Origin of the sequence: Methylorubrum rhodinum (assembly GCF_014199935.1) — a bacterium.
GTDB lineage: Bacteria > Pseudomonadota > Alphaproteobacteria > Rhizobiales > Beijerinckiaceae > Methylobacterium > Methylobacterium rhodinum.
Genome location: NZ_JACHOP010000024.1, coordinates 1 through 14,228 on the forward strand (window position 1 = coordinate 1; position 14,228 = coordinate 14,228).

Consider the following 14,228-nt stretch of genomic DNA (forward strand, 5'->3'; position numbering starts at 1 on the left):
CATCACAGGCCGGACATATGGATGCAGGTCAGCGCAACCAGATCACCGCTCCAAACCTTGCGAGAAGGGGGCCGTCCACATATGGATTCCGGGTTTGCTTATCAGCGCCCCGGAATGACGGCGGAGGGTGTGACGACGGACCATGACATCGCACCGATCCACTTCTCGGCCCTTTGCCCGAACGTTCGACACGTCCTGATCCCCGGCGTAGGATCGACCCTCACGCGAGGAGGCGGTCATGGCGATGCACGTGCCGGCAATCGAGGCTTCCGTCACCGCGTCCCGGCTGCGCGTCGGGCCCCGCGCCCTCCTCGTCGCCGCGACCTTTCTCGCCGCCGGGGCGGTGCTGGCGATCGATGACGGCGCGGCCAAGGCCTCGGTCGAGGCCGATCTCGCCCGCGTGCTGCAATTCATGGCCGCGCTCAAGCTCGCCTTCGCGGCCTGTGCGCTGGGCGTCTCGTGGTGGCGGCTCGCCCGGCCGGCCGAGGGCTGGCGTGGCATCGCCTACGTCGCCGGCCCGCCGCTCTCGGTGGGCGGCGGGCTGCTGATGCTGTCGCTGGCCCATCCGGGGCTCGCCGCGATCGGCGTCCATGCCGGGCTGGCGGCGGTGATCGCCGCCGCCCTGACCGACAAGGCCTTCTTCGCGGACCGGCAGAGGGCGTAGCCCGGTCAGGCGGCGCGCACGCGGGCGAGGAAGCCGGCGACCTCGGCGTTGAGTTGCTCGGCCTGCCGCGACAGGGCGGCGGAGGCCGACAGCACGTGGCCCGCGGCGGTCCCCGTCTCCTCGGAGGCCTGGGCCACCTCGACGATGCTGCCCGTCACGGAAGCCGTGCCGCTCGCCGCCTGGGCGACGTTGCGGACGATCTCCTGGGTCGCGGCGCCCTGCTCTTCCACCGCGGCTGCGATGCCGGTGCTCATGGTGTCGATCTCGCGGATGCGGCCGGAGATCGCGCCGATGGCGATCACCGCCTGATCGGTCGCGCCCTGGATCGCGCCGATCTGGCCCGAGATCTCGTCGGTCGCCCGCGCGGTCTGGCTGGCGAGTTCCTTCACCTCCGCGGCGACCACGGCGAAGCCCCGGCCGGCCTCGCCCGCGCGGGCCGCCTCGATCGTGGCATTGAGCGCCAGGAGATTGGTCTGGGCGGCGATGTTGGAGATCAGCCCGACCATGTCGCCGATCTTCGCCGAGCTGAGCTTGAGCGCCTGGACCAGGGCCGCCGTCCGGTCCGACTCGGCGACCGCGGTCTGGGCGAGCGCCGCCGAGGTGCCGACCTGTCGCCCGATCTCGTGCACGGAGGAGCCGAGTTCCTCGGCCGCCGCCGCCACGGTGTTGACGTTGGTCGCCGCCTCCTCGGCCGAGGCCGCCACGGAGGCCGAGCGGGACGCGGTCTGCCCGGCGCTGGCGGTCATCTGCTGCGCCGTGGCCTGAAGCTCGGTCGCCGAGGACGACACCATGCCGACGATGCCGCCCACCGCCCGCTCGAACCCGTCGGCCATCTGCCGCATGCCGGCCTTGCGCTGCTCCTCGGCCGAGGCGCGGGCCGCTTGCGTCTCCTCCTCCAGCCGGCGGGTGCGCAGGATGTTGTCCCGCGACGCCTCGACCGCGCCCGCGATCGACCCGATCTCGTTGGTGAGGCCGGTGAACGGTACAGGCGCCTGCGCGTCGCCGGAGGCCAGCGCCCGCATCCGCGCGATCAGGCGGTCGAGCGGGCGGGTGAGGCCGACGACCACGAAGACGAGCCCGGCGAGTCCGACCGCGAGGGCGAGGCCGCCGAGCAGCGCGGTCAGCCAGAGGGCGGTGTCGTAGGTGCCGGCGGCGGCCTTCCGGGCGCGGTCGCCGCCCTCGATGTTGATCGCCGTGCCCTGGTCGAGGGTCTTCACCGATCCCTCGAAGCTGGTCCGCGACGCGGCGAACAACTCGCCCATCCGCTTCGCGTCGCCCGCGAGCGACGCCGCCAGGAGCTGGCTGCGGACGGCGAGGTAGTCGCCCCAGTTCTTGCGGAAGGTGGTCCAGGCGGCCCGCTCCTCCTCGCTCGCGATCAGCGGGACGTAGCGCGCGGCCACCGCCTCGGCCTCGGCGAGGCGCCCTTCGCCGGTCTTGACCAGTTCGGCATGGGGCTCGGTCGCCGTGGCGAAGCGGGCATCGATCAGCCGCAGGCGGGTGATCCGGTACTTGAGCTCGCCGAGTTCGCGCACGCTCGGCAGCCAGTTGTCCGAGAGGTCGACCGCGTTGGCGTTGACCGCGCGAAGCTGGGTCAGACCCAAGGTCCCCTGCGCCAGGATCGCGAGGGAAAGGCCGCCCACCAATCCGATGAGCGTGTGTTTGATCCGGACGTTCACGGCTTAAGCCCCCGATTTATCTTAGGATAATTCGGGACTCGGGTGAACGGACGGTAAAGGTCGCGCTTTCTTGGTCGGGCGCCGGGATGATTCCGGCGGTTTCGTTCGTGACGGTCCGCGGTCAGGCGCGGCGGGCGGCGCGCCACAGCCGCCAGATCTTGCGCCAGCGGGCGATCTCGACCGAGGTGTTGAGCGGGTCGTAGCCCGGCCGCTCCATCGCGGCGAGATAGGGCTCGACCAGGGCCGTCGGCAGGAAGGCGGCCCGCGCGGCGGGCGCGATGGTGGCGCGCGCCGCCTCGTGGGACGCGAGGTGACGGCGGGCGAGCGCACGCAGCTCGGCGCAGGCGCGCACGAGGCCGGGGCCGCCGCGGCCGGAGACGACGTCCTCGCGGGTGACGCCGTTCTGCCGCAGCAGGTCGCCCGGCAGGTAGACCTGTCCCTGGCGGGCGTGCCATGGCAGCGCCCGCAAGAGCCCGGTGATGCCGTAGGCGACGCCGGCATGGCCCGCGGCGGCCGCGCCGCCGGGTTCGGCCCCGTCGGCCAGCACCAGGGCGGAGAGGCGGATCAGCGCGGCGGCGGTCTCGCCGCAATAGCCCTCCAGATCGTTCACCCGCGGCATCGGATCGTCGTAGAGGTCGAACACGCGGGCATCGATCAGGTCGACGAAGGGCTGGCGCCCGAGGCGGCGGGCGACGATCGCGTCCTCCAAAGCCGCCGCGACGGGGTTGGCGCGCACGTCGCCCCGCGCCTCGCCCTGGAGCGCGTCGCGCCACCATTGCAGGCGGATTTCGCCCGCCATCGGATTGCCCGCGGCCTCGCGCACGCGGGCCACCGTGAGGTTGAAGGCCGAGAGCGCGAACAGGTGCGGCCGGAAGGCGGCCGGGGCGAACAGGGTGGCGAAGTAGCGGTCGGGGTCGCCCTCGCGCACCAGCTCCTCGCAGTGGCGGAAGGCGAAGGCGAGGCCGCCGCTCTCGGGGGCGGGGCTCGGCGCGGTGCGGGTCTCGGGGCGCGTCATGGAGCGGGGCTCATGCGGCGTCGGGTGATATCAAGCGCCGCAAGCGGCGTGCCTTGAGAAAACGCCCCGGCGCGGCCGGTTCTCCCCAAGGCCGCGGCTTTCGGAGACATTACGGCACGGCGATGAGCGCGGCCGCGACCTTGCGGTTCTCCGCGGCCAGGATGTTGTACGTGCGCGCCGCCGCCCCCGTCTGCATCGCGTCGAGGCCGATGCCCGCGGCCTTCAGGCGCTGCCGCAGGGGGTCGGGCAGGAACACGATGTCGGCGCCGGTGCCCACCAGCAGGAGTTCGATCGCCTCGCGCTCGGCGAGCACGGCGGCGAGGCTCGATGTCGTGATGGCGTCGGCCCGCTCCACCGCCCAGGCGTGGACGCCCGAGGGCAGCATCAGGATCGAGCCCCGGTGCGACATGTCGCCGAAGCGAAAACCCCCGTTGCCGTAGGCGTCGATCCCGTGGCGGCCGGGCAGGAAGCCGCCGGGGCTTAGGCTTCCGCTCACTCCGCGGCCTGCGGCCGCGCCAGCCCGGTCTCGCGCTGGCCCGACTTCGCGCCCGACAGCGTCAGGCCGATATAGATCAGCGACGGCGTCGAGACGAAGATCGCCGAGTAGGTGCAGATCACGACGCCGGCGAGCATCACCACGGCGAAGCCCTTGATCGCCTCGCCGCCGAACAGCACCAGCGCCAGCAGCGACAGGAAGGCCGAGGTGCCGGTCATCACCGTGCGCGACATGGTGGAGTTGATCGAGAGGTTGAGCAGCTCGACCACCGGAATGGTCTTGTAGCGGCGCATCAGCTCGCGGGTGCGGTCGAACACCACCACGGTCTCGTTGAGCGAGTAGCCGACGATGGTCAGGATCGCGGCGATCGAGGTCATGTTGAACTCGATCCGGGTGATGATGAAGACGCCCACCGTCAGCACGATGTCGTGCAGCGTGCCGACGATGGCGCCGAGCGCGAGCTCCCGCTCGAAGCGGAACCACAGGTAGAGCAAGACCGCGAGCACCGAGAGCACGACGCCGACGGTGCCGGACTGCACCAGCTCGCCCGAGACGCGTGGGCCCACGGTCTCGGTGCGGCGGAACTCGTAATGCGCGTCGAAGGCGGCGTGCGCCTTCTGCATCACCGTGGTCTGGCCCTGCTCGCCGGCCTGGAGGGGGAAGCGCACCAGCACCTGCCCCTCGCCGCCGAGTTCCTGCACCTCGGTCTCGCCGAAGCCGAAGCCGTTGGCGGTCTCGCGGATCTCGGCGACGTCGGCCTTCTGGCCGGCCTTGGCCTGCAGCTCGACCAGCGTGCCGCCCTTGAAGTCGATGCCGTAGTTGAGCCCCATGGTGAGGAACAGCACCACGGTCGCCACGGAGACGATCGCCGAGAGCGGGAAGGTGAAGCGCCGGAACCGCATGAAGTCGAAATGCGATTCGTCGGGCCAGAGGCGAAGCAGGCGCATGGTCGGTCTCGAAGCGTGAGGAGCGGGCGGGCTCCTTCGAAAGAAGCGCGAAGGCCCGCCGCGGGGGCGGCGGGCGAGCGGGGTTTTAGAACGGCAGGGCCTTGGGCCGGGCCCAACGATACCACAGCGCGATCATCATGCGGGTCAGCGTCACCGCCGTGATGACGGTCGTCAGGATGCCGAGGATGAACACCACGGCGAACCCCTTCACCGGGCCGGAGCCCATGAAGAACAGGATGATGGCGGCGATCGCCATGGTCGAGTTCGAATCGATGATGGTGGCGAAGGCCCGGTCGAAGCCCGCCTGGAGCGCCGAGACCAGCGAGCGGCCGGCGCGGGCCTCCTCGCGCATGCGCTCGTAGATCAGCACGTTGGAATCGACCGCGGTGCCGATGGTGAGCACGATGCCGGCGATGCCGGGCAGCGTCATCGTCGCCTCCAGCACCGACATCAGGCCGAGGATGAGGCCGACGTGGACGATCAGCGCGATGTTGGCGATGAAGCCGAACGTGCCGTAGGTCAGGAACATGAAGGCGATCACGAGGATCGCGGCCACGCCGGTGGCGAGCTTGCCGGCCTCGATCGAGTCGCGGCCGAGGCCGGGGCCGACCACGCGGCGCTCGACCACGATGAACTTGGCCGGCAGGGCGCCGGCCCGCAGCAGCACCGAGAGGTCGTTGGCCTGCTGGACCGTGAAGTTGCCGGTGATCTGGCCCGAGCCGCCGGTGATGGCCGAGCGGATCACGGGGGCCGACTGAACCACGCCGTCGAGCACGATCGCCATGCGCCGCCCGACGTTCTCCGAGGTCGCCTGACCGAATTTCTGGGCACCCTTCAGGTTGAACTTGAAGCTCACCATCGGCTCGTTGGTCTGCGTGTCGAAGGCGGGCTGCGCGTCGGTCAACTCGCTGCCGTCGGCCATCACGCGTCGCTCGACCGGCACCTTGGCGCCGCCCTCGTCCTTGTTGGGCAGGAGGTCGACGTCGCCGGACGGCGAGTCCGCGAGCATGCGGAATTCGAGCTTGGCGGTGGAGCCGAGCAGCGCCTCCAGACGCTGTGGGTCCTGCAGGCCCGGCACCTGGATCAGGATGCGGTCGGCGCCCTGCTGCTGGATCGAGGGCTCCAGCGTGCCGGTGGAGTCGAGGCGGCGGCGGATGACCTCGATGCCCTGGGTCACGGCCTTGCGCGTGCGTTCGTTGAGGCCGGCATCGGTGAAGGAAAGCTGGATCAGCCCGTCGGGCTGCTCGGCGATGTCGAGCGTGCTCCCGCCGCCGGGGCCGACCAGCGCGTTCTGGATCGGCTGGGACAGTTCGCGCAGCTTCGGCAGCACCTTGGCGCGTCCTGCCGCGTCCGGAATGCGCACCTGAACGCCGCGCTTCAGCGTCTGAATGCCGCCCTCGGACCGCACGCCCTCCCGTTGGAGGACGCCACGGACCTCGTCGCGCAGACCCTTCACCATCCCGCCGACGAGGTCGTTCTGGTCGACTTCCAGGAGGAGCTGCGAGCCGCCCTGGAGGTCGAGGCCGAGCACGATCGCCCGCGTCGGCACCATCCACTGGATCGCCTTCGGCAGCGCGTTGACGAAGCCGTCGCGCTGCTCCTTCGAGAAGAAGCTCGGAACCGCGAGGCTCAGGCCGATCAGGATGATGGCCAGGGTCGCGAAAATCTTGGATCTCGAGAAGCGCAGCATCCGCCCGTTCCGAATTTTTTGTCGTTGGCGTCGGGCCGTTGACCCGACGCTTTCACGCGATGCTTCAGGACGCCTTGACGGGCGCGCCCTTGACGCGGACCTCCGAGACCATCGAGCGCACCACCCGCACGCGGACGTTGGGGGCGATCTCGACCTCGATCTCGTTGGCGTCGTCCATCACCTTGGTGACGCGGCCGACGAGGCCGCCGGTCGTCACGACGGTGTCCTCGCGACGCAGGTTCTTGACCATGCTCTGGTGGTCCTTGAGCCGGCGCTGCTGCGGGCGCAGGATCAGGAAGTACATGATCACGAAGATCAGGACGAAGGGGACGAACTGCAACGCGACATCCGCGCCGCTCGCGGCTCCAGTTGCTTGCGCGAAGGCGGGGGTGATCACGCGGTCGAACTCCTGAAACGGGGATGGGCCCGCGCGCCGGAGGGGCGGGCCTTCGCGAGACGACGGGCCTGTCGAAAAGCGCGCGGACTATAGCCACGGGCGATTCGAAAGCAACGGCGCGCGGCGCGCGTCCTTGGCCTCGAAGCCGGTCGAAGCGATTGGCCTCCCACCTCACCCGCCTTCGCGGTCATTCCGGGAGGCGGAGCGGAACCCGGACCCGGAGGGGCGCAATCCACCCGTGATGCGGGGCCATACCAAGCGATGCCGTCGTAGATTCCGGGTTCGCTTGTCAGTGAACCGTCCCGGGTTTTCCGGAGGCCGCTCGGCTTGGCTCAAGCGTATGGGTGCGGTGGCGTCAGGCGGCCCCGCGCTTGGCGCCGACCGCCAGCGCGTTCTCGTCCGCCTGCCCAGTGCCCCAGAACCGCGCGACGCTCGGGCCCTCGCGCACCAGCGGGTCGCGGAACCACGAGACGACCTCGTGCCGCCACACCCGGCGGCCCATGCGGGTGTACCAGCGCATGGCATGGGAGAGCCGCGGGTCTCGGTTGAGATAGAGGCGCGCGAGCGCCTTCGGCCGGGCCTGGAGGATCACCTCGATCAGCTTGAACCAGAGCAGCACCCGCCAGGGCGGCATGTGGCGGGTGGCGAGCACCTGATGCTTGTAGTCCCAACGCCGCCGGTCGGTCTGGATCACCTGGCGCTCCTCGACGGTGCGGAAATACGGCGTCCAGCGGTGGGGCGTGACGTAGAGCATCTGGATCTGGTCGGGATCGTAGGCGAGGAGCTGCCGCAGGCCGCGCCAGTAATCGCGGTCGCGCTCCTCCTCGAAGCCGACCACCCAGGTCGCCATCGAAAGGATGCCGTTCTGCCGCAGCAGGCGGATCGCCTCGCGGTCGGTCGTGGTGGTGGCGCCCTTCCGGATCAGGGCGAGGGTCGCCGCGTCGGTGCTCTCGAGCCCGAGCAGGAAGCGCTCCCAGCCGGCACGCTTGTAGAGCGGCAGGATGTCGGCATCGCGCACGATGTCGTCGGCCCGTGTCGATCCGACGAGGATCAGGTCGACGTCTTCCGCGATCAGCGCGTCGAGGAAGGCGCGCCAGACCTTCTTCGAGACCGTCGGGTTCTCGTCGGCGAAGTTGATCACCCGCACCCCGTGCTCGCGGTGGAGCCGGGCGAGTTCCCTCGCGAAGCGCACCGGATCGCGATGGCGCCAGCGGGTCCAGAAGCCGCGCTGGCCGCAATAGGTGCAAGGGTGCGGGCAGCCGCGGGAGAACTGCACGACGACCGCGCGCAGGCCGCCCCAGTAACTGTAGCGGGCGTGATCGATCAGCTCCCAGCCGACCCGGTAGGCATCGAGGTCCCGGATCGGGGGAGCCGGCGGCGTCTCCCGGATCGCGCCGCCGTCGCGGAAGACGAGGCCGGGGATGGCACCGAGCGGCCGGCCCGCCGCGAGCGCGGCCATGAGCCGGCGGGCGGTCTCCTCGCCCTCCCCGCGCACGATGGCGCCGACATGCGGCTCGGCCTCCAGGATGTCGCGCGCATGGTAGGTCGGGAAGACCCCGCCGTAGACGATTGTTGCACCCGGCAGCGCTTGGGCGACGCGCGCCGACACCTCGGCGATGACCGGATGGCCCGAGGTGGAGCCGGAATGGCCGAACAGCACCGCCTCGGGCGCGGCCGCCACGATCCGCGCGACGAGCTCGGCGAGCGGCATGGGGCCGAACTCGCCGTCGACCAGGGAGACGGTGTGGCCGTCGTCGATCAGCGGCCCGCCGATGGCGAGCAGCCCGAGCGGCGGCAGGTGATCGTCGGGAATCCGGCTGCCGATCGCTGGATGCGGCACGTTCACGAGCAGGATTTTCATGGGGGGCTCCCGATGGGAGGGCGTGTGGAGCGGTCGCGGCTTGCTGATCGGCACTGAGGCAGCAGAAAGTCGTTCTGATTTCCTGTATTATTAAAATTAAATCGCCCTATTTATCACAGTTTGTATTTCATATTGATTCAATATCCACTCAATCCGCCATTATATTTCGGTGGACCGAAGCAAGGTGAAAACTCAAGAATGTGCTCGTATCTTGTTGCAGTTCTTGCGGCATTGATCGACACGATCCAGCCCTGTCCTGAATAGTACTCCGTCAGATCGAGCTTCCCGTAGTATGCCGAGCAGCAATCGGATGTTTTTTCAATGTCGGATATGTACTCGCTTCCACTGCTATATCCATGTTTTTTATAGACATGACTGCGGTCCAAAAGATACTGTTTACCAAGGGCGACCGCCTCGTCCGGGCCGGCGATGAACCGATCGCAATCGATTGCTCGCTGTGAAAGGTAGATGACGACGCAGGCGGCAAGGCCGATCAGGCCGAAGAAGATGAAGGCGACGATTTTCATCGGTGAATCCGATCAGGCCTATCTGGCCTGAGAGGACTTGGCGCAATCGCCGAAGCCGAGAGCACCCGTCCGTGAACGGGAAGTCCGCCGATCTCCGAGACGATCGGATCACGCCGCCACGGACACCTTGGGCGCGTTCAAGCCCCCGAACCGCCGATCCCGCGCGGTGAAGTCGCTCACCGCCGCCGCCAAATCCGCCTCCCCGAAATCCGGCCACATCCGGTCGGTGAAGTGCAGCTCGGCATAGGCCGCCTCCCACAGCAGGAAGTCGGACAGGCGCTTCTCGCCGCCGGTGCGGATCAGGAGATCGACGTCGCCGGCCTCGCCCAGGGCGCCGCTCATCGCTTCCCGCGAAAAACCCTCCGGGCCGAGCCGGGCGGCCGCCGAAAGGATCGCGTCGCGGGAGGAGTAATCGACGGCGATGCGCAGGGTCAGGCGGGTGCCGGCGGCGGTGGCGGCCTCGGCCCGTTCAATCGCCTGCGGGATGCCGTCGGGCAGGCGGTCGCGGCGGCCGATCACGGTGAGCCGCGTGCCGGTGCGGGCCAGCCGGTCGGTCTCGCTGCGCAGATAGGCACGTAGCAGGCGCATCAGCCCGCCGACCTCGTCGGCCGGGCGGCGCCAGTTGTCGGAGGAGAAGGCGTAGAGCGTCAGCGTGCCCACGCCGAGATCGGGGGCGGCCTCCGCCACCCGCTGGATCGTCTTGACGCCGGCCCGGTGCCCGGCCCCGCGCGGCAGGCCGCGGGCGCTCGCCCAGCGGCCGTTGCCGTCCATGATGATCGCCGCGTGAAGTTTTTGGGGTCTGCGCTCGAAACTGCTTTGCATCGTAAAGCTCCCGGGCGGATGACGGCCGATCAGAGAGGAATTTCGTTAAGATTCGATCGAAGCGCGCCGGTCAGGCCGGTTCGGCGAAGCCGGCGGCGCTCTTACGACCCGCGGCGGTGTCCTTGCCTCCGGCGGCCTGCGCGTCGCGCACCACCTGCTCCAGCACCGCGAGGTAATCGAGGAAGCGGGCGCGGCCGGACGGCGTCAGCCGGCACAGGGTCTGCGGGCGGTTCTGGTCGTAGCCCTTCTCCAGGGCGACGAGGTCGGCCTCCTGCAGCACCGCGAGGTGGCGGCTCAGATTGCCGTCGGTGAGCCCGCACAGGCGCTTGAGGTCGGGGAAGGCGAGGCCGCGGGGATGCGAGGCCAGCGAGGTCAGCACCGAGAGCCGCGCCCGCTCGTGGATGACCCGGTCGAGCCCCTCGTAGGAGAAGCGCGCTTCCGTCGCGTCAGGCATCGAGGCCTCCCTCGCTCTGGCCCGGCTGGCGGTGGACGATGATCGCGAGCAGCCCCTGGCCGACCGCGAAGGGCAGGCCCATCAGCCAGGGCGAGAGCTGGCGGCCCTCGCTCGCCAGCGCCAGCACGGTGAGCCCCGCGAGCAGGTACCACGCGCCGACGAGCTGGACCGGGCGCGGCAGGATGCGGGCGGAGGCGAACAGCCCGAGCCCGACCAGCACCTGCCACAGCCCCGGCAGCATCCACAGGCCCTCGGGCACGAAGCGGGCGAAGACCAGCCCGAGGCAGAGCCCCGCCCCGCCCGCGGGCAGAAACCCCTCGATGGCGTTGAACACCATGGCGTCGGCGAGCCCCGAATGGACCCGCCGCGAGCGCCGCACCGCCTCGAAGCCGATCAGCGCGCAGGCGGCGATCGCCGTCGCGATCCACAGGCCGAAGAAGGCGACCGGTTGCCCGGTCGGATCGTCGAGGACGAGCGCCTGCCCGGCCGCCACGACGAGCGCCAGTGCGCCGGTCGCGGCCAAGGTCGCCGCCCCGAGGCCGCGGAAGGCGGTGTCGCGCGCGATCTGCATCCGGATCGCGACGATGTCGGCCAAGGCCCTGTCCAGATCCCGCATGGGGCGCCCCCTCCGAGGCCAGCCATACTTTGCATTGCAAAGTACACGCGGATGCAGAGCCGTCAAGCGCCTTCGATTGGCCAGGGCTCCGCCCTGGCGACCCGCCGAAGGGCTCGCCCTTCGGAAGCCCGTATCTGGAGGCGCTGCTCGCAACTCTGTCGAGCGGGACGTTCGAGCCCACAGGGCGCGGCAACACCGAACCCGCGCGCGTCTTCCGCCTGCCGCCGATACGGCCCATATTGGCCCCATGCCCGCACCGAAGAAACCGCGCGCCGCCCAGGCGCGGGCCGACAAGCCCGAGCTGAAGCCGCTCGACGAGCATCTGGCCGCCCTGCTCAGCCCGGCGCTCAACCGCGAGCGCATCCGCCCGGCCGAGCCGGTGCCGGAGCCGCCGCGAAAGGGGCGCGGGCGCAAAGGCGAAGCCAAGGGTGAGGCGATCGCCTACAAGAGAATCGCGCAGGACGGCTTCGCCGAGGCGCCGCAGGCGGGCTTCGCCCTGGGCGACGCGGCGGAGGTCGATCCGCGTCTGGCGCAGGCGCTCGGCCTGACCCCGCCCGACGACGGCCCGGCCCCCGGCAACACGCCCGAAGAGGCGCCCTCGCTGGCGACGGAAGGCGTCTCGGCCACCGTCGAGGCGCTGGAACGGCTGCTCACCGAGGGCAACCCGCTGTTCAAGAACGGCGAGGCCTGGGTGCCGCACCGGCCCGAGCGGCCGGCGAAATCCGAGGGCGGCTACAGGTTCACGCTGAAATCCGAGTTCACCCCCGCGGGCGACCAGCCGACTGCCATCGCGGCGCTGGTCGAGGGCGTGAAGGGGACCGAGCGCGATCAGGTGCTGCTCGGCGTCACGGGCTCCGGCAAGACTTTCACGATGGCTAAGGTCATCGAGGAGACCCAGCGCCCCGCCCTGATCCTGGCGCCGAACAAGACGCTCGCCGCGCAGCTCTACGGCGAGTTCAAGAGCTTTTTCCCGGACAACGCCGTCGAGTATTTCGTCTCGTACTACGACTACTACCAGCCCGAGGCCTACGTCCCGCGCTCCGATACGTTCATCGAAAAAGAAAGCTCGATCAACGAGCAGATCGACCGGATGCGCCACTCGGCCACCCGCGCCCTGCTGGAGCGGGACGACGTCATCATCGTCGCCTCGGTGTCCTGCATCTACGGCATCGGCTCGGTCGAGACCTATACGGCGATGTCGTTCACGGTCTCGCTCGGCGAGAAGATCGAGCAGCGCCAGCTCATCGCCGACCTCGTGGCGCTCCAGTACAAGCGCATCCAGTCGGACTTCGCCCGCGGCACGTTTCGCGTGCGCGGCGACGTGATCGAGCTGTGGCCGGCCCACTTGGAGGATCGCGGCTGGCGCATCGGCCTGTTCGGCGACGAGATCGAGTCGATCGTCGAGTTCGACCCGCTGACGGGGAAGAAGATCAACGAACTGAAATTCGTAAAAGTCTACGCCAACTCGCACTACGTCACGCCGCGACCGACGCTGCAGCAGGCGATCAAGGGCATCAAGACCGAGCTGAAGCTCCGCGTCGAGGAGCTGACGAAGATGGGCCGGCTGATCGAGGCGCAGCGCCTGGAGCAGCGCTGCACCTTCGACATCGAGATGATCGAGGCCACCGGCGCCTGCAACGGCATCGAGAACTATTCGCGCTACCTCACGGGCCGCAAACCCGGCGAGCCGCCGCCGACCCTGTTCGAGTACCTGCCGGACAACGCGCTGGTCTTCACCGACGAGAGCCACGTCACCGTGCCGCAGATTGGCGGCATGTACCGGGGCGACTTCCGGCGCAAGGCGACGCTGGCCGAATACGGCTTCCGCCTGCCCTCCTGCCTCGACAACCGCCCGCTGCGCTTCGAGGAATGGGACGCGATGCGGCCCCAGTCGGTCCACGTCTCGGCCACGCCCGGCAAGTGGGAGATGGAGCGCACCCAAGGCGTCTTCGCCGAGCAAGTGATCCGCCCGACCGGTCTGGTCGATCCGGTGATCGAGATCCGCCCGGCCCGCTCCCAGGTGGACGATCTTTTGGGGGAAGTCCGCGCCGTCGCCCAGGCCGGCTACCGCACCCTCGTCACCACCCTCACGAAGCGCATGGCCGAGGATCTCACCGAGTACCTGCACGAGAACTCCGTGCGGGTGCGCTACATGCACTCGGACATCGACACCCTGGAGCGCATCGAGATCATCCGCGACCTGCGACTGGGCGCCTTCGATGTCCTCATCGGCATCAACCTCCTGCGCGAGGGCCTCGACATCCCGGAATGCGCGCTGGTCGCCATCCTGGATGCCGACAAGGAGGGCTTCCTGCGCTCCGAGACCTCGCTGATCCAGACCATCGGCCGCGCGGCGCGCAACGCGGATGCCCGCTGCATCCTCTACGCCGACCACATCACCGGCTCGATGGAGCGGGCGATGGCCGAGACCGAGCGCCGCCGCGTGAAGCAGCTTGCCTACAACGAGGAGCACGGCATCACGCCGCAATCGGTCAAGCGCGGCATCAGCGACATTTTGGAGAGCGTGTACGAGCGCGACCACGTCCGCGTCGACACGGGGCTGGCCAAGGACGCGATCACCGTCGGCCACAACCTCAAGGCCGTCATGGCCGACCTCGAGAAGCGGATGCGCGCAGCCGCCGCCGACCTCGATTTCGAGGAGGCCGCGCGCCTGCGCGACGAGCTGAAGCGGCTTCAGGCGACCGAACTGCTGGTCTCCGACGACCCCATGGCCCGCCAGGGCGACATCGAGCGCGAGGCCGGCCGCTACGGGCAGAAGGGCAGCCGCATCGCCAAGCCGACGCTGGACAACATGGGCCCCGGCACCGACCGCGAATTGCCCGCCGGCGCCGTGCCCTGGCAGGAGCGGCCGAAGGCGCGCTCGACGCAAGGGTTGGGCGGCCAGAAGCCCCGCTACAAGGGCGGCGGCGGGCGCAAGCGGGGCTGAGGCGACCGCAGACCGGCGCGCGGGGGCGGAACCTCGGCCGCAGACCCGGATTGGCTTGTCAGACCCTGCCTGCCGTGGGCCGCCTTCGCGTCGGCCGCGGTCACCGCACGACGGAG

13 protein-coding genes are annotated in these 14,228 nt (G+C 69.7%); 2 read left to right on the forward strand and 11 right to left on the reverse strand.

Annotated elements, in window-relative coordinates; all coding sequences use genetic code 11:
• Positions 1–238 precede the first annotated feature (238 nt).
• Complete coding sequence (locus HNR00_RS20640; protein ID WP_183572579.1) at positions 239–664, forward strand: hypothetical protein; 426 nt, start codon at positions 239–241, stop codon at positions 662–664.
• Between the two features lie 5 nt (positions 665–669).
• Here the strand turns inward: HNR00_RS20640 and HNR00_RS20645 are convergent, their stop codons facing one another.
• The 11 genes from HNR00_RS20645 to HNR00_RS20695 all read right to left on the reverse strand — a co-directional run bounded on the left by HNR00_RS20645 (position 670) and on the right by HNR00_RS20695 (position 11,165).
• Entirely contained in the window at positions 670–2,340 is a 1,671-nt protein-coding gene (locus HNR00_RS20645) for a methyl-accepting chemotaxis protein (RefSeq protein ID WP_183572581.1), read from the reverse strand.
• A gap of 121 nt (positions 2,341–2,461) precedes the next feature.
• Positions 2,462–3,355: a phytoene/squalene synthase family protein gene (locus HNR00_RS20650; protein WP_183572583.1), complete on the reverse strand. Its 894-nt coding sequence runs from the start codon at positions 3,353–3,355 to the stop codon at positions 2,462–2,464.
• Positions 3,356–3,464: 109 nt separating this feature from the next.
• Entirely contained in the window at positions 3,465–3,851 is a 387-nt protein-coding gene (locus tag HNR00_RS20655) for an Mth938-like domain-containing protein (protein WP_183572585.1), read from the reverse strand.
• On the reverse strand, positions 3,848–4,798 hold the full coding sequence (secF, locus tag HNR00_RS20660) for a protein translocase subunit SecF (protein ID WP_183572587.1): 951 nt from the start codon (positions 4,796–4,798) through the stop codon (positions 3,848–3,850). The genes HNR00_RS20655 and secF overlap by 4 nt, the downstream gene beginning before the upstream one ends.
• Positions 4,799–4,883: 85 nt before the next feature.
• Positions 4,884–6,488: a protein translocase subunit SecD gene (gene secD, locus HNR00_RS20665; protein ID WP_183572589.1), complete on the reverse strand. Its 1,605-nt coding sequence runs from the start codon at positions 6,486–6,488 to the stop codon at positions 4,884–4,886.
• A 64-nt stretch (positions 6,489–6,552) separates the two neighbouring features.
• Positions 6,553–6,885: a preprotein translocase subunit YajC gene (yajC, locus tag HNR00_RS20670; protein ID WP_183572591.1), complete on the reverse strand. Its 333-nt coding sequence runs from the start codon at positions 6,883–6,885 to the stop codon at positions 6,553–6,555.
• A gap of 355 nt (positions 6,886–7,240) precedes the next feature.
• Positions 7,241–8,746 carry a magnesium-protoporphyrin IX monomethyl ester anaerobic oxidative cyclase gene (gene bchE / locus HNR00_RS20675; RefSeq protein WP_183572593.1) on the reverse strand — a complete coding sequence of 502 codons (1,506 nt, stop codon included), beginning with the start codon at positions 8,744–8,746 and terminating at the stop codon, positions 7,241–7,243.
• 137 nt (positions 8,747–8,883) lie between these two features.
• Positions 8,884–9,273 carry a hypothetical protein gene (locus HNR00_RS20680; protein WP_183572595.1) on the reverse strand — a complete coding sequence of 130 codons (390 nt, stop codon included), beginning with the start codon at positions 9,271–9,273 and terminating at the stop codon, positions 8,884–8,886.
• A 108-nt stretch (positions 9,274–9,381) separates the two neighbouring features.
• Positions 9,382–10,095, reverse strand: coding sequence for a di-trans,poly-cis-decaprenylcistransferase (locus HNR00_RS20685; protein WP_183572597.1), 714 nt, complete (start codon positions 10,093–10,095; stop codon positions 9,382–9,384).
• A gap of 70 nt (positions 10,096–10,165) precedes the next feature.
• Positions 10,166–10,549 carry a transcriptional regulator gene (locus tag HNR00_RS20690; protein WP_183572600.1) on the reverse strand — a complete coding sequence of 128 codons (384 nt, stop codon included), beginning with the start codon at positions 10,547–10,549 and terminating at the stop codon, positions 10,166–10,168.
• Positions 10,542–11,165: a hypothetical protein gene (locus HNR00_RS20695; protein ID WP_183572602.1), complete on the reverse strand. Its 624-nt coding sequence runs from the start codon at positions 11,163–11,165 to the stop codon at positions 10,542–10,544. Before HNR00_RS20695 ends, HNR00_RS20690 begins: the two co-directional genes overlap by 8 nt.
• A gap of 247 nt (positions 11,166–11,412) precedes the next feature.
• Here HNR00_RS20695 and uvrB point away from each other — a divergent pair, with 247 nt between their 5' ends.
• Complete coding sequence (uvrB, locus tag HNR00_RS20700) at positions 11,413–14,112, forward strand: excinuclease ABC subunit UvrB (protein WP_183572604.1); 2,700 nt, start codon at positions 11,413–11,415, stop codon at positions 14,110–14,112.
• Positions 14,113–14,228 lie beyond the last annotated feature (116 nt).

What these genes read in the sequence shown, in the direction of transcription:
- secD (WP_183572589.1), bottom strand. Translation starts at nt 6,488, where the DNA reads ATGCTGCGCTTCTCGAGATCCAAGATTTTCGCGACCCTGGCCATCATC.
- HNR00_RS20650 (WP_183572583.1), bottom strand. Translation starts at nt 3,355, where the DNA reads ATGACGCGCCCCGAGACCCGCACCGCGCCGAGCCCCGCCCCCGAGAGC.
- uvrB (WP_183572604.1), top strand. Translation starts at nt 11,413, where the DNA reads ATGCCCGCACCGAAGAAACCGCGCGCCGCCCAGGCGCGGGCCGACAAG.
- HNR00_RS20680 (WP_183572595.1), bottom strand. Translation starts at nt 9,273, where the DNA reads ATGAAAATCGTCGCCTTCATCTTCTTCGGCCTGATCGGCCTTGCCGCC.
- HNR00_RS20695 (WP_183572602.1), bottom strand. Translation starts at nt 11,165, where the DNA reads ATGCGGGATCTGGACAGGGCCTTGGCCGACATCGTCGCGATCCGGATG.
- bchE (WP_183572593.1), bottom strand. Translation starts at nt 8,746, where the DNA reads ATGAAAATCCTGCTCGTGAACGTGCCGCATCCAGCGATCGGCAGCCGG.
- HNR00_RS20640 (WP_183572579.1), top strand. Translation starts at nt 239, where the DNA reads ATGGCGATGCACGTGCCGGCAATCGAGGCTTCCGTCACCGCGTCCCGG.
- secF (WP_183572587.1), bottom strand. Translation starts at nt 4,798, where the DNA reads ATGCGCCTGCTTCGCCTCTGGCCCGACGAATCGCATTTCGACTTCATG.
- HNR00_RS20690 (WP_183572600.1), bottom strand. Translation starts at nt 10,549, where the DNA reads ATGCCTGACGCGACGGAAGCGCGCTTCTCCTACGAGGGGCTCGACCGG.
- HNR00_RS20685 (WP_183572597.1), bottom strand. Translation starts at nt 10,095, where the DNA reads ATGCAAAGCAGTTTCGAGCGCAGACCCCAAAAACTTCACGCGGCGATC.